Origin of the sequence: Iamia sp. SCSIO 61187, assembly GCF_019443745.1 — a bacterium.
Lineage (GTDB): Bacteria > Actinomycetota > Acidimicrobiia > Acidimicrobiales > Iamiaceae > Iamia.
Window position 1 is genome coordinate 3,909,198 of record NZ_CP050948.1, and the last position, 20,833, is coordinate 3,930,030.

The following is a 20,833-nucleotide window of genomic DNA, read 5'->3' on the forward strand; positions in this document are numbered from 1 at the left end:
TGGGACCTCGGCAATCTGCACTCCACCGATCGGCAGTCCCCCGCTGCGCCAATCCGCAAGGTGTGCGGATGGCGAGCCTGCCCCTCCTCCGTGCCGTCCCAGTAGAGGGCTCGGCACGGGCGGGCCCGGAAAGGGCGCAGCGAAGACGACCATCCTGCCGTTGGTAGCGGTGGCGCTCGCCGTCCAATGGTCCACCACCGTCGCCATCGCACCCTGCTCCCAACGCCGGCGACCGTGGTGACCCGGCGACGCCACCCGCTGGAGGGCGCCGACCGATGACCGCCTTCGCCGCGTCCCGGACGGCTCCGCCAGCCGTCCGGGACCGGCTTCCCGGGAGAGGGCGACGACCATGACCGCGTTCCGCGTCGACTCGGAGGCCCGAAACCTGCGCACCGTGCTGCTGCACCGTCCCGACCTCGAGCTTCGCCGCCTGACCGCTTCCAACGTCGGCCGCCTCCCGATCGACGACTCGGGGTGGGTGCGCCGGGTTCGTCGAGAGCCACTCTTTGCTGACGCGCTCCGTGGCGAGGGCGTCGAGGTGCTCCTGCTCGCCGTCGGGCGCTTGCCAGTGCAGTCGGTCTCGACCGGGTCGAGGTCCTCACGACCGAAAGCAACGGATCCGAGGCCGAGGTGGAGCCGCGGGACGCCACCAACGTGCTCGCCGTCCTCCTGGTCTCGGCGTTGCGTACGAGGGCAACGTCGCCACCACCACCGCTGTCCGCAGGCCGGGACCGAGGATCACCATCGCTGGCAGCGACCTCGGCTTCGGCCGCGGCGGTTCTCGCACATGAGCTGTCCGCCCGCGACGCCGCCTGAGCTTGCTGGGGGGCGGGCCGTGGCATCAGGGGTAGGGCAATTTCCCACAGGTGGCGCTCAGGGACGATCACGGATGCGCCCTCGGTCGCTCCAGGCGACGATGGAGGACGACCCGGCCGGCCCCCCGCCCCGGGACGAGCAAAATCAGGAGGACACCGTGAGCACCATCGGTCACCAGGACCACCACCACCACGACTCGGGTCACGAGGCGCCGACAGCCTTGGACACCCAAGTGGTGCTGGAGGTCAAGGGCCTGCACTGGGCGACCGAGAAGGCTGCGATCGAGCGCACCCTCGGCCGCTTCGCTGGGGTCCGCACCGTCGAGGCGAACCCCGTGGCCCAGACGGCCACGGTCTCCTACGACCCAGACGAGACGAGCATCGCCGACCTGCAGCGCGGGATCGAGGAGTGCGGCTACCACTGCGACGGCCAGTCCGTCCCCGCACACCTCTGCAACCCGATGGAGGAGCCGAGCACGGACGGGCGCGCGGATGCCGCCGGCGGCGAGCCGGAGGCGCTGCCGTCACCGCACGACGCGATGGGCCACGGCGGGCATGGCGGGAGGTCGATGGCCGACATGGTCGCCGACATGCGCCGCCGGTTCCTGGTCGCCGCGATCTTCTCCCTGCCGATCCTGTTGTGGTCGCCCATCGGCCGCGACGTCATCGGCTTCGAGGCCGACGCGCCTTTCGGGTTGCGCGACGACGTGTTCCAACTGCTGCTCAGCCTTCCCGTCGTCTTCTACTCGGCGTGGATCTTCTTCGACGGCGCCTTCCGGGCCCTGCGCGCCCGCACCCTTGACATGATGGTTTTGGTCGCCGTGGCGGTCGGCGCCGGCTGGCTCTACTCGCTCGGCGTCACCCTCACCGGCGGCGGCGAGGTGTTCTACGAGGCCGCAACAGTGCTGTCGGCGTTCGTGCTCCTCGGCCATTGGTTCGAGATGCGAGCGCGCGGCGGAGCGAATGACGCGATTCGGGCACTGCTGGATCTCGCCCCACCGATGGCGACGGTGATCCGCGACAGCGAGTCCGTCGAGGTGCCGACTGCCGAGGTGCAGGTCGGCGACCTGCTGCTCGTGCGGCCCGGCTCGAAGGTCGCCGTCGATGGCGTCGTCGAGGAGGGCGAGAGCGAGCTCGACGAGTCGATGGTCACCGGTGAGAGCCTCCCAGTGCACAAGTCGCCGGGTGGGATGGTCATCGGCGCGACCCTCAACACCACCGGGACGTTGCGGGTTCGGGCCACCAAGGTCGGCGCCGAGACGGCCCTCGCCCAGATCGTCAAGCTCGTCCAAGAGGCCCAGAACTCGAAGGCGCCGGGCCAGCGCCTCGCCGACCGGGCGGCGTTCTGGCTGGTGTTCGTCGCCCTCATCGGCGGCACCGGCACGTTCCTGTTCTGGAGCGTCGTCGCGGGCCGCCCGGTGAGCGAGGCGATGCTGTTCGCCATCACCGTCGTCGTCATCACGTGTCCCGACGCCCTCGGGCTCGCCACCCCGACCGCGATCATGGTCGGCACCGGCCTCGGCGCCCGCAGGGGTGTGCTGTTCAAGAACGCCATGGCCCTGGAGGCCGCTGCGCACATCGACACGGTGGTCATGGACAAGACCGGCACCCTCACGAAGGGCGAGCCTGAGGTCACCGACGTCATCGCCGACGGCATCGACGGGGACCGGCTGCTCGCCCTGGTCGCGGCCGTCGAGCGCGAGTCCGAGCATCCCTTGGCCCAGGCCATCGTCACCGAGGCCGAGAGCCGCGGCGGCCCGACGCTGCGGGCCGAGGCCTTCGAGAGCGTGCCCGGCCACGGCGCTCTCGCCACCGTCGACGGCCAGCGGGTCGTCGTCGGCAATCGCCGCCTGATGGAGCGCGACGGGATCGACCTCGGCGAGCTCGCGGCCCGCCGCACCGAGCTGGCCGAGGGTGGCCGCACCGCAGTGATCGTAGCCGTGGACGGCCGCGCCGCAGGACTCGTCGGCATGGCCGACGCTGCCCGCCCCACCGCTGCCGCCGCGGTCGCCGAGCTGCGCCGTCTCGGCGCCGAGGTCGTCATGCTCACCGGCGACAACGAGGCCACCGCCCGGCGCATCGGGTCGCTGCTCGGGGTCACCACGGTGATCGCCGAGGTCCTTCCCGGTGACAAGGCATCCAAGGTCGCCGAGCTGCAAGCCCAAGGGCGGAAGGTGGCCATGGTCGGCGACGGCGTCAACGACGCCCCCGCGCTCGCCCAGGCCGACATCGGCGTCGCCATCGGTGCCGGCACCGACGTGGCCATCGAGACCGCCGACGTCGTGCTCATGCGCAGCGACCCCCTCGACGTGCCCGTCGCCCTGCAGATCGGCCGGGGCACGGTCCGGAAGATGCGCCAGAACCTCGGCTGGGCCATCGGCTACAACGCCTTCGCCCTCCCCATCGCCGCGGGCGTGTTCGAACCCGCCTTCGGGATGGTGCTGCGCCCCGAGATCGCTGCGCTCTCCATGTCCGGATCGAGCCTCCTCGTCGCGGTGAACGCCATCATGCTCAAGCGCCTTCGGCTCCCGTCAGCGGCGCCAGAGCACCTCGAACCCGCCGAAATCGGCGTCCCCGAGCCGGCCCCCGTCGACTGACGCGACCCGGCTCGGCACCGCGGCTCCGTGGTCCGCCGCAACCGCGATGGGGGTTCTCAGCGGATGCGAGCGCCACCCCCTCCGACGGATGCTCACACCATGACCTATCCCGCCGAGAACGAGCTCACCTTCGCGCAGCGCGGCCTGGCGTGGGGGCGTTGGACAGCGGCCATCACGACCACCGGCGCCGGCATCGTCGTCGTCGCCCTCGTAGCGCGGGTCGGCGCCGCCGCCGCCGTCGCAACGGCCGTGTTCGTCGTGGTTGCCGTCGGCGCAGCCGTATGGCGCGCCGCCGCCGAGGGTCGACGCTGGCGGCGAGCCCTCGGCCGCGCCCGCAGCGGAGGTGCTCGATCACCGCAGCGGGCGCGTAGGGGGCGGTCGGCATGAGGGCGACCCGTGTTGCGGTCAACGGCTACGGCGTGATCGGCAAGCGCGTCGCCGACGCCGTCGCCCTCCAGGACGACATGGAGCTCGTCGGGGTGGCTGACGTCGCCGTCGACTACCGGCTTAGCCTCGCCGCCGCGAGGAACCTCTCGCTGTTCGGCTCGACGGCGGACGCCACGGAAGCCATGACCCAGGCCGGGCTTGCCCCGGCCGGCACGCTGCACGACCTGCTCGGCCGGGCCGACATCGTGGTCGACGCCACACCGAAGCGGGTGGGCGCTACCAACAAGGCCCGCTACGACGCCCTGGGGGTGAAGGCGATCTTCCAGGGCGGCGAGCCCCACGATCTGACCGGCCTGTCATTCGTGGCCCAGGCCAACTACACCCAGGCGCTCGGGCACACCGCGGCGCGAGTGGTCTCGTGCAACACGACCGGTCTCGTGCGGATGCTCGGGGCGCTCGACAGCCGAGGCCTGCTCGAGTCGGCCCGGGCGGTGCTCCTGAGGCGCGCCACCGACCCGTGGGAGTCTCACACGAGCGGGATGATCAACACCCTGATGCCGGAACCGAAGGTTCCGTCCCACCAGGGACCCGACGCCTGCACCGTCCTGCCCGACCTCGACCTCGTCACGGTCGCTGCGGCCGGCCCGTTCAACCTGGCCCACGTGCACTTCGTGTTCGTGACCGCGCCCCGCCCGACCAGCCGCGACGAGGTCCTCGCCGCGCTCGGGGCCGCACCCCGCATCGCCCTGGTCGAGGCCGCAGCCGGGGTCGAGGCACCCAACGCGGTCATCGAGATCGCCCGCGACCTGGGCCGGCCCCGCGCCGACGTCTGGGAGGTCGCCGTGTGGGCCGACACGATCGCCGTCGACGACCGTGAGGTGGTCCTGACCTACATGGTCCACAACGAGTCGATCGTCGTCCCCGAGAACATCGACGCGGTTCGGGCCCTGTCCGGGACCGAGCCTGACCCAGCCACCTCCATCGCCGCGACAGACGCCAACCTCGGCATGCGGGCCACACTGCCCTGACACAAGAGGAACGATGATGCGCAGGCAACACCTGAAGAACGGCACGTGGAAAGTCACCTTCGACCTGACCGCCGAAGCCGGCGTCAAGGACGTCCACCTTTGCGGTGAGTTCAGGGACTGGTCACCGACCGCCACGCCGATGACCCGGCGCGAGGACGGCACCTACCGGGTGACCGTCGCCCTGGAGCCGGGACGGAGCTACCGGTTCCGCTACCTGCTCGACGGGGACCGGTGGGAGAACGACTGGGCGGCCCACGACTACGTGCCGAACGAGCACGGCGGCGACGACTCCGTCGTCGTCGCGTGACTCCGCTCGCCCCGTCACCAGTGCGCGACCGCCCGACCGCCGTCCCCACATCGCCGACCAGTCGGCCCCGTTCGGCTCGCATGCTGTGGGTTACTGCGGCATGGGGCGGCTGCTTCGTTGCCATCCATTGGGGGCTGCGGGACGCGCCGGTGCTGTGGTTCGCCGCGCTGCGGGCGCTCGTGGCCGGCGTCGCGCTCGTAGCGGTGGCCACCGTGCAGCGTCGGCCGCGACCAGCGGGCGGCCGCTCGTGGTGGCTCATCGGGCTGCTAGCGGTGACGAACGCCAGCATCGCGTTCGCGGCGATGTTCGCCGGCGTCGACGGCCTCGCTACGGGCACGGCTGCGGTCTTGGCCAACGCCCAACCGCTGCTGATCCTGCTCCCCGCGTGGTGGCTCTACGACGAGCGGGTCACCGCCCGCACGACCGTCGGGCTCGTGGTCGGCTTCGCCGGCCTGGGCGTGGTGGCTGTGCCCGGCGGCGGCGGATCCGGCGCCTGGCTGTCCATGCTGGCCGCCGTCGCGATCACCGCGGGGACCTTGCTGTCCCGGCGGCTCGCCGGCACCGATCTCGTCCAGGCCGCCGGCTGGCACTTCCTCATTGGTGGCGCCATCCTCGCCGCGGTGGCCGGCGCCGTCGAGGGCCTTCCCCGGATCGACTGGACGCCCCGCTTCGTCCTATCGCTCGCCTTCCTGGCGCTGGTCGGCACCGCGCTGGCCTTCTGGGCGTGGTTCACCGAGACCCTGCGCTGCCCGCTCGGTCAGCTGGCCGCGTGGACGTTCCTGACACCGGTGTTCGGCATCTTCTTCGGCGTGCTCCTGACGAGCGAGTACCCAGGCCGGTGGGCCGCCGCCGGGATGGTGCTGGTCCTCGCGTCGATGTGGACCGTCGTCCGATCACCGGCACCGGCGGCATCGACGTGAGCCGCTACCGCTGGGCCGCGCCCGCCGGGAATCTACAGCTGGGCCCGCTCGCCGTCCGCACCATCGGCGAGGGCAACCCGGAGCCGTTCCTCCAGGGGCTCGGCGGGTGCAACCGCTACTGGGGCCCCGACTACGGCGCGCTCGCCCGGCACGACTGCCTGGTGGTGCCCGACCTGCTCGGCTTCGGCGCCTCCCTCAAGCCGTCGACGGGCTACACGGCCGACGCCCACGTCTCCCTCATGGCGGTCCCGGGAGCGGACCATGAGCTGCCCTCGCCCGGCCCGGGACCGTCCTCGACGAGCTCGGCGCCCTGCACTCGGCGGTGCCGACGTGAGGGTCATCCTCCTCGGCCCACCTGGCTCCGGGAAGGGCACGCAGGCTCGCTTGCTGGCCAGCCACCTCGGCGTCACCCATCTCTCGGTGGGCGCGGTCCTGCGCGCCGAGATCAGGGGGCAATCCCGGCTCGGCGCCCGGATAGCGGCGGCGGTCGCAGCCGTGGATCTCGTGCCCATGGCCGATGTGCTGGACGTGCTGGACGTGCCGCTGACCATGGCGACACGGTCAGGCGGTGGGGTCCTCGACGGCGCGCCCCGGGCGGTCGACCAGGCCGCCGCGCTCGACGGCACGCTCGACGCGATGGACGCGCCCGCCGACCGCGTCGTCGTCCTCGAGGTCCCCGAAAACCCAGGTCCGGGCACGCCTCGCGCGCCGGGCTCGAGTGGAGCACCGGGTTTGACGACAGTGAGGAGGTCATCATCCACCGCCGCGCCGTCTGGGCCCGGGAAGGGCTGCCGGTGGCAGCCTGGTACGAGCGGCAGGAACGTCTGACGCGAGTCGACGGGACCGGCGACGTCGCCATCGTGGCCCGCCGGGTCTCCGACGCGTCGACCGCTAGCGGGTTGGCAGGGTGAGCTGACGTGTTGGGCCTGCCCCCGCCGATCCGAGCCTGCCTCGTCGATCTCGACGGGGTGCTCACTCGGCTCGCCACCGTGCGCGCGCGCCTGGAAGGACATGTTCGACGCCTTCCTCGCCGGGCGCGCCGGGCAGACCGGCGAGACGCTCGCCCCGCTCGACGCCGGCAGCGACTACGAGCGCTAGGTGGACGGCATGCCCTGCCTCGACGGCACCGGTCGTTCCTCGCCCCTCGCGGGATCACGCTCCCGGGCGGCGCACCCGAGGACCCGCCGGGAGCTCCCACGCTCCACGGCTGAGCAACCAGCAGAACGACCTCGTCCTGGGGCGGCTGGCCGAGGATGGCATCGAGGTGTTCGAGGGCTCGGTCCGCTAGGTGCGCGCGGTCCGCGCAGCCAGGCTGGCGATCGCGGTCGTCTCCTCCAGCGCCAAGACCGTCGACGCCCACGCCGCCGCTGGCATCACTGACCTGTTCGGCGTCCGCATCGACGGCGTGGTTGCCCGCGAGCGGAAGCTGCCCGGCAAGCCCGCGCCCGACAGGTTCCTGGCGGCCGCCGCCGCGCTCGGCGTCGCGCCCACGGAGGCCGCCGTGTTCGAGGGCGCGCTGGCCGGGGTCGAGGCGGGCACGGCTGTCCGGTTCGGGTTCGTCGTCGGTGTCGACCGCAACGAACCGGGTCGACGAGCTGCGCGCCCGGGGCGCCGACGTCGTCGTGCGCGGCCTGGCCGAGCTCATGGAGGAACCGTGACGGGCGAGGCGATCTTCGAGGTCGAGCCGTGGCGGGTCCGAGAGTCGAGCCTCGCGCTGGGGCACCTGCCGCACAGCGAGTCGGTGTTCGCCCTGTCGAACGGCCACATCGGGTGCGAGGCAACCTCGACGAGGGCGAGTCGCACTCCCTGCCCGGCACGCACTTGAACTCGGTCTACGAGCTGCGCCGCTTCCCTACGCCGAGGCCGGCGACGGCTACCCCGTCTCTATCGTCGGCGTCTGGAGCGCGTCGCCGCCGGGTTCGGTGGCATGCGGGCGTCACCGTCGCTCGGGTTCGCGCCGCGCCTGCCCACCGCCATCTCCCGGCTCGCGTTCCGCGTTTGCTACCGGGGCCGGCACCTGTCGATCACGGTGACCGCAGACTCGGCCACCTACGATCTGCTCGACGGGCCGCCCCTCACGATGACGCACCACGGCGCGCTGGTCGAGCTCGGAGAGCGGAGCGTTGCCCTTGCGATCCCGCCGATCGCAGCGACGCCGACGCCGACCCAGCCGCCCGGCCGGTCGCCGGCCAGGCGCGTCACGGCGCAACCCTTCCCTGCGCGCGCGCCAGGGCGGGACGGCAGGCCTGCATCGGGCCGCTGAAGTGGACGTAGACGAGCAGGCTCAAGACGGCGGCGAAGAAGCACCACACCGACACGAACGTCTTGACCGACACCTGGTACGCGGCGACGGCGAGCACGAACGCGAGCACACCGAACACGTTGACGCACCGGTGGCTGGAGAACAGGCCGCTGACGCAAGTGGCGAGGAAGTAGACGACCAGCACGGCCCCGATGAAGAAGTGAGGCGAGTCGTAGAAGATGCTCCGGCCCTCGACGCGTGCAATGACCGGGTAACGGAGGATGAAGTACAGGAGGTAGAGCCCGACACCGAGGCCGAGCACCTGGAAGACGGCGACGGAGGCCCTTCGCCGCCGGTCGTGCTCGACCAGCAAGATGGCGAAGGGTACGAAGATGGGCCACCACACGTGGGAGAACATCGAGAAGATGTAGGTCGCCGATGTTCTCACCGCGGGCAGGTCGTTGCGGAAGCTCAGCCAGAGGAAGCCTTCCGAGAACTGCTGCACACCGAACAGCAGCGGAACCAGCGCAAGCGGCAGCTCGACCTTGCCCTGCGACTTGCGCAGCGTCAGGCCTCCCACCGCGCCGAGCGCAGTCCCGGCGGTGAAGCTCGCAGTTGCAGAGAAGCACATGGCGACGTTCCGAGGTGGTGGGCGGGTGGGTTCTGATGGCTGGATCGAGTGCCACATCGATGCGCGTCACTAGGGCCGCGCGGTCGCCCACCTGGCGGGCGACGGCGACCCTACGCCGACCCAGCCTCGGCCGCCGGCAGCGGCGCGGAGCGAGGTGCTGTCCGCCTCCAGACGAGGTACGCGGCGGCCCCCAGGAGGATCTGGAGAAGGTAGGTGAGCGCCCGGTACACGAGCACGGCGGCAACAACGGGTGCACGCGTGCCGCCCGCCGCCGTGAGCCCGGTGGTGAGGGCCAGCTCGACGACGCCGAGCCCGCCGGGGCTGAAGGGCACGGCTGTCGCCAGGCGGGCGAACGCGAACACGGCGAGGATCTCGCTCCAGCCGACTTCCGCTGCTGGCACCCCCGTCGCTCGGAGCGAGGCCAGCAGGACGAGGAAGAGCGACAGGTGGCCGACCGCAGTCGCGGCCGTGAGCAGGTGCCAGCGGGTGGCCAGCAGGTCACCGGCGCGTGCCCGGAACCGGCGCATAGCGACGTCCCACCCCTGCGGCACCGGGCGGCGAAGGAGCCGCAGTGGTGGCGTGACGATCGCGGCGGCAACCAGCGCCACCCGGGAGGCGGCGGAATCAGTGCGCAGGGCGGCGGCAAGGACCGCGACGGCGCCCGCCAACCCGGCGACACCGAGGGCGGCGGCGACGACGCGCGGCGTCTCGATGTCACCGTCGATGGCCAGCGCGGCCAGGGCGACGATCGGCAGGGCGAGCTTGGCGAAGTTGTTCCACACTCCGGTGATGACCATGGCCAACGTCGCCGAGGACCGGCGGTAGCCCCACGAGCGCAGCATCGAGTAGGTCAGCGCCACCGCCACGTAGCTGCCGGCCGGCACGGTGTTGGCGACCGCCGTCGGCGCGTGCGCGATCAGCGCGGCCCGCCGCAGACCGAGGTTCGGGACGGCCACCATCCACACCAGCCAGTAGGTGACGACGTTCCAGGTGGCCGCGACCGCGAGCACCCCTGCTCCCCGCCAACCGACGTGACCGACCGCGTGCCACACGTCCGCCGCCGAGGCGAGGCGGGGGAGCGCGAACCCGAACACCGCGACGACGACGCCGAGGGCGATCACCGTGCGCGCCCACCGGTTTGACGAGTGCGACCGTCGCCGGCTCGGCTCCGCAGGGCTCAACGCGAGGTCCATGTCAGCAGCAGCCCTGCCGGCGCAGCCGCCGGTAGGCGAACGCAGCGGGGAGCAAGGGCAGCCAGTAGGTGACCGCCCGGAACACGATCACCGAGCCCACGGCGGGCGCGACGGAAACTCCGAGCACCATGAGCCCGGCCGCCAACGCCGGCTCGACGACGCCGAGCCCGCCGGGGAGCGGACCGCCCACGGCCAGCGCCGAGGCCGCCAGGTAGAGGGCGACGGCGGCGGCCATCGGGACCGAGACCGACACCGCGTGCAGCGCAGCGAGGAACGTCGCGGCGAGCGACGCCGTGAGCGCAACCTGCCACGCCAGCAGATGCGCGCGGCGGCGGTCGCCGGCCAGGCCTCGAAGCAACCCGAGCCGCCGCACGGTCACCCGTATCAGCGCGCGCCGGCTGGTGGGCAGCCAGCCCACCAGGCCCGCAGCGAGGGCGACGACGAGGCCGGCCACCACGACCGACGCCGGACGGGGAGGTTCGACGAAGCGGAGCCCGGCGGCGAGCGCCGCCGCGCCGGCCCCGGCGAGGGCCACGGTGTGCACGGCGAGGCCGGCGGCGCGGGTGAGGTGTACTGCTTCCTCTGCTTCCCCGGTGCGCATGCCGGCGGCGCACAAATAGGCGGTGCTGACCTCGGTGCTCCCGTGGCCTCTGCGGGATCCTCGGGAGGCGAGTGTCGACGCGAGCTGGCTGGCCACCGTCCGGCCGAGCGCCAGCGGCCGTCCCGCAGCGGCGGTGAGGGCGAGGGCAGCGAACAAGTACTGCAGCGTCCCGGCTACGGCGGCGGCGACCAGCCAGCGCCAGCGGCTGTCGGCGAGCACCGACCCGACACCGGCGGCGCCGGCGGCACCGACCAGCAGGTGATGGGTGACGTACCCGCCGGCGGCGACGGCGAGGAGCTTGGCGGGACGCAGACGGACGCGCAGCAGCGAGCGCGGGTCGACCGGTACGCCGAGCCCGGCCATCGCGTGGTGGAGCGCGTCGAGGGCATTGGGATCGTCCGCGAGCCGGCGCCGGGTCGCGGTGGAGAGGGCGAGCGGCTGCAGGAACGGCGCCGCGTGCCGTAGCGCGTCAGCACCGACGGCAGCGAGGGCGGCGGCGACCGCCCGGGGAGCGCCGATGGCGGTCGCGGTCGAGGCGAGGAGCTCGGCGACGTCGCGAGCGAGCTGGTCGTCGGCCGCGCCCGATTGGGCGAAACCGAAGTCCACCAGCCACGCCCGGCCGTCGACCCCGATCACGACGTTGGCGAGGCGAAGGTCGCGATGGGCGACGCGGGCGGCCCGCAACGCCACCACCTGCCGCCAGATGTCGGCCAGCACCTCGTCTCCCAGGTTGCCGGCCGCAGACGCGTCGGTGCCGGCGACGCGCCGCTCGGCGAGGAGCCACACGCCGTCGTCGGCCCCGGCGGTGGCGAGCAGCTCGGGCACGCGGGCCCCGGCTCGGGCGGCGGCGAGGAGCAGGTAGGCCTCGTGCTCGATCTGCTGCTTGGCGGTGGCGAGGGGCGCCTCGTCGCCGACCTCACGGAAGGCGAGCCATCGGCCGACCCGGAACAGCAGGTCGGCGTCGCGTTGGTCCCGGCCGACCGCCTTGACGAACACCTCCCCATCGGCGCCCTCACCCACGAACGGCACCGAACCCCGCGCATCCGCGTGGAGCGGGCGCACCGTCCGGACGTCGACCCCGACCCGTGCCAGGCCGGCGAGAACGCTGTCGGCCGACGGGGGGTGAGCGACGGTCCCGCGCAAGAGATGCACGCCGGCGGCCAGCGCCCAGCCCAGGGCGACGCCGCCGACGACGTCGAGAGGGAGGTGGGCGCCCGAGTAGACCCGTGCCGCGGCGACGAGCCACACCACTGCCCACAGCATCCGGCGGGTCCGGCGGCTCACCTGGCTCGAGGCGACCGTCGCCAGTGCTGCGGCGACTGTGGCATGACCGGAGACGAACCCGTGCCCCGTGGTGGGAACGCCCCGCAGGATCACGTCCTCGATCAGGACGCCGGGTCGGCCCCGGTGGGCAAGGTCCTTGATGACCTTGGCCAGGACCCACGCAGCCACTCCGGCGAGCGTCAGGTCGACGGCCAACCGGCGGCGCCGGAGGACGACTGCGAGCGCCGCCGCGATCGGCACCGCGCCGATCCAGCCCGCCTGGGTGACGACACGCAGAGGCCCGTTGAGCCACCCGGGGAGGTCGTTCAGGAGCCGGAACGCGTCGCGCTCGGGGCGGGTGAGCACCCCGCCGCCGGCAACAACCGACAACCACCCCAACACCGCCAGCCCTGTGACCACCCGGAAGATGTCGCCGGGGTGGCGGTAGCGCGCCGGCCGGGCGGGACGGACGCCAGGGCGCCGCGGAACGACCGACGGTACGTCCCCGATCGGGGCGTCGGAGGTCGCGGTCGAACCTCGGGCCATGGCACCAGCGTCCGCCTGACGACGCAGCTGCGCATCGGGGTGTCCTGCCGACCGGCGTTGCGGGATGACCGCAACCAAGATCTGCGCTCGTCACCGATGGCCGCCACCCATCCCTTCCGTACGGTCGTAGCCACCTCGGATCAACGAAACGGGAGGCCTCGACATGGACTACGGCTACGGGCTTTGGGCCCTCGTCATCATCAACTCGGCGATCTTCATCATCTTCGCGCTCAGCTTCTTCCGGCCCGGCAACCGCCGTGACTGGAAGGCGATGGGCGGCTTCACGGCGTTCGTCGTCGCCCTGTTCACCGAGATGTACGGGTTCCCGCTCACCATCTACCTCCTCACCAGCGCCTTCGGCAGCCGCTTCGAGTCGCTCACCCTCACCCACAACGGCGGCCACCTCTGGTCCGAGCTCATCGGCTGGCAGGGCGACCCACACATGAGCCCGTTCCACCTCGCCAGCTACCTGTTCATCGGCGGCGGCATGTGGGTGATCGTCGCCGCCTGGCGCGTGCTGTGGGCCTCCGCCCGCACCAACTCGCTGGCCACCACTGGTCCCTACGCCCAGGCGCGGCACCCGCAGTATGCCGGGTTCCTCGCCGTCATGGTCGGGTTCCTGCTCCAGTGGCCGACCCTGCCGACACTCGTGATGTTCCCGATCCTCGTCGGGGTGTACCGGCGCCTCGCCGTCGCCGAGGAGCGCAGCGTGCGGGAGGAGTTCACCGACACCTGGGACGCCTACGCTGCAACCACGCCGAGGTTCATCCCTCGCCGACTCGCCCGGGCGTCCTCCCCCACACCTCCCCGCGCCGAGCCGCTGGCCCGCCCGCCCCATGCTGAGTCGCACTCCGGGGCTTCACGGTGACGGTCACCGCCGAGTGCTCAAGTCCGGCAGCGCAGCCGACGAGGCGCCGCAGCCTCGGCGGCCCACGAACGGGTTCCCCGCGGAGTGGTGCATCGACGAGGAGGCAACCCGCCCACGGCGAGCGACCCTGACCTCCCGCCCGCCCCCGTCCCGAACCGCCGCAAGGGTGCCCTCGACGAGCCGTCTGTGTGCAGCAAGATGGCGGCACGACCACGAGCTGAAGGAGACGACCGATGGCCGTGAAGGACCCGGTGTGCGGCATGAGCATCGAGGAGGCGACGCGGTCGCCACCGCCGAGCACGGCGGCACGACCTACTACTTCTGCAGCGAGGACTGCGCCGAGCAGTTCGGCGATGATCCCGAGTCCTACACGTAGCGGCGTGGTCGCGCTCGCCGCGTCCAGCGCCATCCTCGCCGTCCTGATCGCCTCGGACCCGCTCGTGCTCGCGGGGAGGTGGTGGGTGGCGGCACGATCCGACCAGCCGGGTGACGGAACCCGAGCGGGTGCCGTTCGCCGGCTCCCTCCCCGCGTGCGCGCTTGGAACCGCTTCCACGCCCCGGCTGCACCGGCCCCTGAGCGACCGCACAGAGGGAGTGACGGTGGCCGGCCCATCGACGCGAGGTCAAGCTGTTGGTCATGTTCCCTTCCCCGTTTGGCACCACCGACGCCTGGCCGTCGGAGGAGCACCCGGTGCGTGAGGGCTTCGGCCCCGCGTGGGATGCCTACGCTGCTGTGACGCCCCGGCTGGAACCCCACCCTCGGTCGCTCACGGCTTCGGCGACAGGTGGCACCGCCGCTCCCGCAGTAGCGAAGTCCATCTGATGCTCGGGACCGAGCCTGCCAACGCCGACGGGGCGGACTCAGCGTCTCCGTGCGTCGAGTCCGCGTGCAGCTGCGTACCGCCGTTGACCGCGCCCGCCGATCAAATCGCAACACTTCGGGACGTGATCGCCGCCGAGACGGAGCCGGTCGTGAGCCTCACCCACCTGCTACGGCTGTGCCGGGACGAGCATCCGACGCTGTGGGAGCACCACGCCGATCCCCGCTGCCGCGCCGCGTCGCCACCCTGGTGGGCCGAGCGGCGCAGGCGCTGCCGGAACCGGGGACGCAGTCGGTCATCACGGCGCCGGCACGCCAGTCGCTGGCCGCTGCGCTGGCACCCACCGCCGAAGCGCCCGCGGTGGTCGTCGCCCATGCACTCGCCGAACTGCTCGACACCTGCTTCGGCCACAGCTTCACCGACTGGTTCCGCCAGCGCAGCCCCTACCAGCCGGCGATCGGCGATCCGATCCCACTGGACCACCCGGACCTGCCCCGGATCATCGCCATGGCGCCGACCGCGCCGCCGTGGCGACTGGCCAACCGACTCGACGAGACCCGCCGGGTGCGCCTGGCCGGGGGGTGGACCACCCAGTTCCGAATCGTGTTCGACTACGGCCTCTTCGACGCCCTCGCCAGCCTGATCACCGAGAACACCGTGTTTGCAACCTGTCACCCGAACCACGACCTGTCCGAATTCGAGCTGACTGGCGACCGTCAGGCGCCTGCGTTTCCCGTCCGGCCCGCCGACATGACGGTCCAGCGCGACCGCATCGACCGTCTGCTCGTCGAGGCCGCCGACGCCGGCGCGAGCGTGGTCGTGCTCCCCGAGCTGTGCGTGACCGAGGAGCTCGCCGGCGAACTCGAGCGGTGGGTCCGCCGGCCCGGCCCGTTGCGGCTGCTGGTGGCGGGCAGCTTCCACCACATCGACCCTGCGGAGCCGGCTCATCGCGCCAACCGGGCGCTGGCATGGGTGCGAGACCACCCGGCGCCGCTCCTCCACGACAAGCACCCTCCGGCGGACCGGCCAGTCGTGGAGGACATCACGCCGGTCGGATGGCCGGAGCTGAGGATCTACGTGACGGCCGACGGTTGGCACCTGGTGATCGCCATCTGCCGCGACCTGCTCAACCCGCACGCGGTGCACGCCCTCACCGAAGCCGGCGCCAACCTGATTCTGGCCCCCTCGATGAGCGAAACCCTCATCCCGTTCGGCGGTCCCGTCGCCCAGCTCGTCGGCGCCAGCCAGGCGCTCGTCGCCGTGGCCAACAACCCCGCCGACTGGTCCGACATCGACCACCCCCACGACGGCCAGCAGCCCGCCCGAGCGCTGTTCGGCCACCCCGGGTTCGGTCGGCAGACGCGGCTCGTACAAGCGCCCGACGAGGACCTGGGCCTCGCCTTCCTGCGAGTGGGCGTCGGACAGGTCGGCTGGCATCCCGCCCGTTCGGAACGAGCCGGCACCGTCGCGGCCGAGGCTGCCGCCGCCTCCGACGACCCACCCCCACAGTGGCTGGCCGGGCTCCACGGGCTCGCCGCCCCGACCTCAGCGTCGACACCCACCTCGGTCACCCTCCGCGCCGCCGCGGTGTTGGTCGTGGTCACCGACGGGCCGGGCGGACCCCACGTGCTGCTCACCGGCCGCGCCCCCGACCTGACGCACTACCCGGACCAACTGGTCTTCCCGGGCGGCGCCGCCGACCCCGATGATTGCGGCCCGGTGGACACGGCGCTGCGCGAAGCACGAGAGGAGACGGGCCTCGACGCCGGCAGCGTGCAGGTCATCGGGATCCTCCCACCCTTCGGCCTGCCCGAAAGCGGCTTTCTCGTGACCCCCGTGCTCGCGTGGTCGAAACGACCGCTGTTCGTCCACCCCGCCAACCCGGCCGAGGTCACCACGATCCAAACAGTCCTCGTCGGCGCCGCGCGCGTCGGTGGTGAGGCGGGCACGACCCCATCCGAGCCCGAAGTGGCCACCGTCGGGGTGATGACCGGCACCATCCTCGACCTGCTGGCAGCCCGCGTCGCCCGCAGGTGAAGCCGCGTTCAACGCCAGCCGCGGTGTTTGTGGAGCGGAAAGGCGGCACAGGCGCGGCGCGCAGCGGCGGGCGTTGGCGTGGCGGGGTGTCGGACGTTCCGACGAGATTCCCCCGGCTGACTTAGCCGTGACCTATCCACTTCGACGGCTCACCATCGCCCGGGACGGCCGCCCCGCGCCCGCCTGAGCAGGGCATCAGCGGGGCCTACGGATTCGAGAGTCGGCTCGGACAGCCTGGGCGATCTCCAGATCTTCCCGAGCACCGATGACGAAGACTCGGACTCGCTCGTCGCCGGTGAGCTCACAATCGACTCGTGCGATTGGCGTTGGCCCGGTCGTCGATCGACACTTCGAGGAAGCGGAGGCCGGCGAGGGCAGGCAGACGGATCTGGGGCGCGTGCTCGCGCCGCCGCTGAACACGAGCGCGTCGATGCCGGCGCAGGCGGCGGCCATGGCAGCGATCCCTGCGACGAGCCGGTGGACGTAGACGGCGAGGGCGAGTTCGGCCGCTTGATCGCCGGCCGCGGATCGTTCCAGCACGGTCCGCATGTCGGGGGTGCCGGCGAGGGCGTCGAGGCCGGACTGGTGTTCGAGGCGGTCGTGGATCTCGTTTGTGGTGAGCCCTGCGTGGAGCTGGAGCCACAGTACAAGGCCGGGGTCGCGCTGCCGGAGCGTGTCGCCATCATCAGACCGTCGAGTGGCCAGAATCCTATGGTGGGGTCGACGCAGCGGCCATCAACGGCAGCGGCAAGGGATGCTCCGGCGCCGAGGTAGCACGTGACGATCCTCAGGGGTCCCTCCGTTGCGCCGAGCATCTGTGCGGCTCGTCGTGAGGTCGACGCATGGGCGGTCCGTGAAAGCCGTACTAGCGGGCGGGGACGTCGACGGCCCGGGCCCGGTGGTCCGGCAGCACGAGGTCGCGGAGGAGCCGGCCACCGTTGCCGTGCAGGTCGGCGCCCATGCGCCGGTCACCGCTCGGTGCGAGGGCGCGTACCGCGTCGACCGGGAGCCCGCCCGTGTCGAACAGCTCCTCGGGCCGGTAGCTGCGCAACCACGCTTCGAGCGCGGCGAGGTGGTCGGGGCGTTCGGCCAGGCCTGCGAGGGGCACCTGGTGCGAGCGGACTTTGCCCTCGACGGCGACCCCGTCGACCTCCTTCGGGCCGGTCCAGCCCTGGGGTGCGCAACACGATCAGCGGCCACCGCTGTCGGACCGATCACCCCATTGCGCCAGGCGGTCTGGATGCGAGCGATCTCGTCGAGCGCGACGTCGAGGGTCGCCGCCTCTGTTGGTGCATCGCTTCTGGGTTGTCGCCGCTCACGACAAGGGGCAGGTAGCCATAGCCCTCGAGCAGGCGGTGCAGCTGGTCGTCGGGGATCCGGGCGAGCACGGTGGGGTTGGCGATCTTGTAGCCGTTGAGGTGCGGCACGGGCAGCACGGCCCCGTCGGTCGCGGGGCTGAGGAACTTGTTGGAGTGCCATGACACGGCCAGGTTGCCCGTCTCGGCCTCGCCGTCGCCGACCACGCAACACACGATCAGGTCCGGGTTGTCGAGGGCGGCCCCATGGGCGTGAACGAGCGAAGAGCCGAGCTCGCCCCCTTCGTTGATCTAGCCTGGCGTCTCGGGGGCGGCGTGCGACGGTATGCCGCCGGGGAACGAGAACTGGCGGGCCAGCTCGGCGAGCCCGACGACGTTGCGTGTGACGTCGGGGTACAGGTCGGTGTAGGTGCCCTCGAGGTAGGTGTTGGCGACCATGGCGGGCCCGCCGTGGCCGGGGCCGCAGACGTAGAGCACGTCGAGATCCCGGGCGAGGATGGCCCGGTTGAGGTGGGCGTAGACGAAGTTGAGCTCGGGACAGGTTCCCTAGTGGCCCAGGAGCCGGGGCTTGACGTGCTCGAGCCGTAGGGCTTGCGCAGGAGCGGGTTGGCGAGCAGGTAGATCTGAGCGGCCGACAGGTAGTTGGCCGCCGTCCACCAGCTGTCGACGCGCGCGAGATCGCCGGCTGCCAGAGGCGGCTGCTCCGCGAGCTTCGCTGGCTCGGTCATCGAGGGATCCTCCAGAGGACGATGGCGGGGCGGTCGCCGGGCGGCGAAAGGCAGGCGCCGGGCAGGGGCCGTGCGTCCAGCCGAGCGCGTCTCGCATACAGTCACTGAGGTCCTCGCCCACCCGGTCGCTGGCCAGCCACGCCCCGGCGCCGCCGGCACGGGCGGCGTGCTCGTAGGCCGGGTCCGGTTCGGGGCCGATCACCACGACCCGCTGTGCGGGGAACGATCCGAGCAGCTCGCGGCAGCACCGCGGGAAGTCGCTGGCGTCAACGATGACCAGATCGCGCAGGGGACGCGGCGATCCGATGGGCGAGGTCGGCGCGCTCGGTGATGGCATCGACCTGCCCGCAGGCGTGGTCGCGCGTGAGGAGCTCGACGATCAGGCTTTCCCAGGCCGCAGTGTGCCACTGCGACGGCGACGGACGACGCCGGCGCACACGGGGCACCCCACCTGGTCATCCATGCCGGCGATCGTGTCGCTCCGCGCCGCAGGTGACATCCGGACGGACTACCGATCGACATTGCGGCGGCCTACAGGGCGTCGTCGGCTTCGAGGATTCCAGACTTTCGAGCCACGCGCACGATCTCAGCTCGGGTCCGCACGTTGAGCTTCTGATGGATGTGAGCCCGGTGGCTCTCCACGGTCCGGACCGAGACGTAGAGCCGCACGGCGATCTCGGCGTTGGTCAGACCGTTCGCGATGAGGGTCAGAACCTCCACCTCGCGTTCGGACAGCTCGCCGCCGGGTCCGGCCGGGCGCGAGGTCGCGGCGTCGGGCGCCAGCAGCGCCGCGCCGAGGGACGGGTGGACGTACTGCTTGCCGGCCGCCACCTGGCGGACGGCCTGGACCATTTCGACGTCGGCGGCTTCCTTGACGAGATATCCGGCGGCGCCGGCGTCGAACGCTCGCCGGAGATAGGCGACGTCGTCGTGGACGGTGAGCACGAGCACCCTGGTCGCCGGGCTGGTCGCGCAGACGTCGGCGGTCGCGGCGATGCCGCTGCGGTCCGGCAGGCCGACATCCATGACGAACACGTCCGGCTGGGTATCGCGAGCGACCTCGACAGCTTCGGCGGCCGAGCCGGCCTCCCCGACGATCTCGAGGTCGGGCTCAGCCTCGAGGATCCGGCGCAGCCCGCTGCGGACCACGGCATGATCGTCACAGAGCGCGATGCGGATCCGATCAGCCACGTGCGACCTCGAGCAGCACCAGAGTCCCCTCGGCCGGCGTCGAGCTGATCGACAGCGTCCCGTCGACGAGCTCCGCGCGCTCGTACATCCCCGTGACCCCGATGTGGGGCCGGGCCAGTCGATGCGCAACGTCGAAACCGATCCCGTCGTCCTCGATCAGGACTCGGACCAGGCCGTCACGGCCGCTGAGCGTGACGCTTGCGCTCGCGGCCGACGCGTGACGGATGACGTTCGTAAGGGCCTCCTGCACCACCCGGTAGATGACCGTCTCGATCTCCGGCGCAAGCCGTTCGTCGGCGCCGAGCACGTCGGTGTCAACCTCGATGGTGAGGCCGGTGCGGGCGGCGAGATCCTCTCCTAGACGCTGGAGGGCGGGGACCAGCCCGATGTCGTCGAGCACGGTCGGTCGCAGGTCGAACGCAAGCTGGCGCGCCCGACGCAGACCGTCGGCGACGAGCTCTCGCAGGTCGGCGACGCGGCGGCGGGCGTCGTCGGCGTCGAGGCCGGGGTCGGCGAACGAGTCCTCCACCAGCCGAAGGCCGAGAAGGACCGAGGTGAGCGCTTGGCCGACGTCGTCGTGCAGGTCTCGGCTCACCCGGGCGCGCTCGGCCTCCTGAGCGGCGATCACCTGCCTCAGCAGCTCCCGGCGGGCCCTCGCCTGCTCCTGAGCGGCGGCACGGCTCAGCTCCAAGGCCATGAGCTCGGTCGTCTCGATAGCCCCGGCCGCGAACGCAGCCAGCGCGACCACGAGCGCTTCGTCGCTCTCGTCGAACACCGCTCCGTCGGCCTTCTCGGTGACGTAAAGGTTCCCGTAGCGGCGGCCGGCACGCATGATCGGGACACCGAGGAGCGTACGCATCGGTGGATGACCAGGCGGGAAGCCGACCGAACGGGGGTCCGCCCCGAGGTCTTCGAGTCGGACCGGGCACTCAGCGATGATCACCTCGCCCAGGAGGCCGCGGCCCTGCGGGTAGCTCCCGATCGCCTCGACCGTCGCGCTGTCGATGCCGTGGTGGACGAACGTTGTGAGCTGACCGGCCTCGTAGACGCCGAGCGCCGCGTAGCGGGCGTCGGCCACCGACGCAGCACCCTCGACGATGCGGTGCAAAACGGTGTCGCGATCGTGGGGTCCCCCCAGGTCGAGCGCAGCGCGCAGCAACACGCGCAACCGCTCCTGGCCAATCGCCGGCGATCGCCGTGTACCTGTTCGGACTCACGAGGACCGAGACCTGACGGTTCGGCGGACGTACGACACCATGTCGTAGACCTTAGGCGGCCCCACTGCCGGAGTGGGTCTGGGCAGACGCGCTGCTGTCGTGATGGACAGCTTCGTCGGTCCGTC

At 72.0% G+C, this 20,833-nt stretch carries 15 protein-coding genes and 4 pseudogenes; 12 read left to right on the forward strand and 7 right to left on the reverse strand.

Going from position 1 to position 20,833, the window contains the following annotated elements:
• Positions 1 to 1,036: 1,036 nt before the first annotated feature.
• The 9 genes and pseudogenes from HC251_RS18715 (at position 1,037) to HC251_RS26315 (ending at position 8,317) form a co-directional block, all read left to right on the forward strand.
• Positions 1,037 to 3,412 (forward strand): heavy metal translocating P-type ATPase, encoded by a 2,376-nt coding sequence (locus HC251_RS18715; protein WP_370651310.1) that lies wholly within the window; start codon positions 1,037 to 1,039, stop codon positions 3,410 to 3,412.
• Positions 3,413 to 3,511: 99 nt separating this feature from the next.
• On the forward strand, positions 3,512 to 3,799 hold the full coding sequence (locus HC251_RS18720; RefSeq protein ID WP_219942126.1) for a hypothetical protein: 288 nt from the start codon (positions 3,512 to 3,514) through the stop codon (positions 3,797 to 3,799).
• Positions 3,796 to 4,827: a type II glyceraldehyde-3-phosphate dehydrogenase gene (locus HC251_RS18725; protein ID WP_219942127.1), complete on the forward strand. Its 1,032-nt coding sequence runs from the start codon at positions 3,796 to 3,798 to the stop codon at positions 4,825 to 4,827. Before HC251_RS18720 ends, HC251_RS18725 begins: the two co-directional genes overlap by 4 nt.
• A 16-nt stretch (positions 4,828 to 4,843) precedes the next feature.
• Positions 4,844 to 5,134, forward strand: a complete 291-nt coding sequence (locus HC251_RS18730; protein ID WP_219942128.1) for an isoamylase early set domain-containing protein — start codon at positions 4,844 to 4,846, stop codon at positions 5,132 to 5,134.
• An 80-nt stretch (positions 5,135 to 5,214) separates the two neighbouring features.
• Positions 5,215 to 6,054 carry a DMT family transporter gene (locus HC251_RS18735; RefSeq protein WP_219942129.1) on the forward strand — a complete coding sequence of 280 codons (840 nt, stop codon included), beginning with the start codon at positions 5,215 to 5,217 and terminating at the stop codon, positions 6,052 to 6,054.
• 330 nt (positions 6,055 to 6,384) lie between these two features.
• Complete coding sequence (locus tag HC251_RS18740; RefSeq protein ID WP_219942130.1) at positions 6,385 to 6,882, forward strand: nucleoside monophosphate kinase; 498 nt, start codon at positions 6,385 to 6,387, stop codon at positions 6,880 to 6,882.
• A gap of 89 nt (positions 6,883 to 6,971) precedes the next feature.
• Positions 6,972 to 7,712, forward strand: a pseudogene (locus tag HC251_RS26305) (HAD-IA family hydrolase).
• Positions 7,709 to 7,940: pseudogene (locus HC251_RS26310) on the forward strand (hypothetical protein); the annotation flags it as partial. The pseudogenes HC251_RS26305 and HC251_RS26310, both read left to right, overlap by 4 nt.
• Before the next feature lie 41 nt (positions 7,941 to 7,981).
• Complete coding sequence (locus tag HC251_RS26315) at positions 7,982 to 8,317, forward strand: glycosyl hydrolase family 65 protein (RefSeq protein ID WP_219942132.1); 336 nt, start codon at positions 7,982 to 7,984, stop codon at positions 8,315 to 8,317.
• Here HC251_RS26315 and HC251_RS18755 read toward each other — a convergent pair.
• The 3 genes from HC251_RS18755 to HC251_RS18765 all read right to left on the reverse strand — a co-directional run bounded on the left by HC251_RS18755 (position 8,253) and on the right by HC251_RS18765 (position 12,530).
• Complete coding sequence (locus HC251_RS18755; protein ID WP_219942133.1) at positions 8,253 to 8,927, reverse strand: DUF6629 family protein; 675 nt, start codon at positions 8,925 to 8,927, stop codon at positions 8,253 to 8,255. The genes HC251_RS26315 and HC251_RS18755 overlap by 65 nt on opposite strands.
• 110 nt (positions 8,928 to 9,037) lie before the next feature.
• Entirely contained in the window at positions 9,038 to 10,048 is a 1,011-nt protein-coding gene (locus tag HC251_RS18760) for a YbhN family protein (protein WP_219942134.1), read from the reverse strand.
• A gap of 73 nt (positions 10,049 to 10,121) precedes the next feature.
• Positions 10,122 to 12,530, reverse strand: coding sequence for a lysylphosphatidylglycerol synthase domain-containing protein (locus HC251_RS18765; protein WP_219942135.1), 2,409 nt, complete (start codon positions 12,528 to 12,530; stop codon positions 10,122 to 10,124).
• A gap of 163 nt (positions 12,531 to 12,693) precedes the next feature.
• Here HC251_RS18765 and HC251_RS18770 point away from each other — a divergent pair, with 163 nt between their 5' ends.
• The 3 genes from HC251_RS18770 to HC251_RS18780 all read left to right on the forward strand — a co-directional run bounded on the left by HC251_RS18770 (position 12,694) and on the right by HC251_RS18780 (position 16,256).
• The gene (locus HC251_RS18770) at positions 12,694 to 13,398 is read left to right on the forward strand and encodes an isoprenylcysteine carboxylmethyltransferase family protein (RefSeq protein ID WP_219942136.1); all 705 of its coding nucleotides are present in this window, start codon (positions 12,694 to 12,696) and stop codon (positions 13,396 to 13,398) included.
• A gap of 253 nt (positions 13,399 to 13,651) precedes the next feature.
• The gene (locus HC251_RS18775; RefSeq protein ID WP_219942137.1) at positions 13,652 to 13,774 is read left to right on the forward strand and encodes a YHS domain-containing protein; all 123 of its coding nucleotides are present in this window, start codon (positions 13,652 to 13,654) and stop codon (positions 13,772 to 13,774) included.
• Between the two features lie 646 nt (positions 13,775 to 14,420).
• Complete coding sequence (locus tag HC251_RS18780; protein ID WP_219942138.1) at positions 14,421 to 16,256, forward strand: NUDIX domain-containing protein; 1,836 nt, start codon at positions 14,421 to 14,423, stop codon at positions 16,254 to 16,256.
• A 195-nt stretch (positions 16,257 to 16,451) separates the two neighbouring features.
• Here the strand turns inward: HC251_RS18780 and HC251_RS26320 are convergent.
• From HC251_RS26320 to HC251_RS18810, 4 genes and pseudogenes are all read right to left on the reverse strand, one after another.
• A pseudogene (locus tag HC251_RS26320) lies at positions 16,452 to 17,095 on the reverse strand (acetate/propionate family kinase); the annotation flags it as partial.
• Between the two features lie 38 nt (positions 17,096 to 17,133).
• A pseudogene (locus tag HC251_RS26325) lies at positions 17,134 to 18,300 on the reverse strand (phosphoketolase); the annotation flags it as partial.
• 531 nt (positions 18,301 to 18,831) lie between these two features.
• Complete coding sequence (locus tag HC251_RS18805; protein ID WP_219942141.1) at positions 18,832 to 19,491, reverse strand: response regulator transcription factor; 660 nt, start codon at positions 19,489 to 19,491, stop codon at positions 18,832 to 18,834.
• Positions 19,484 to 20,653, reverse strand: a complete 1,170-nt coding sequence (locus HC251_RS18810; RefSeq protein ID WP_255566746.1) for a GAF domain-containing sensor histidine kinase — start codon at positions 20,651 to 20,653, stop codon at positions 19,484 to 19,486. The genes HC251_RS18805 and HC251_RS18810 overlap by 8 nt, the downstream gene beginning before the upstream one ends.
• Between the last annotated feature and the right edge of the window lie 180 nt (positions 20,654 to 20,833).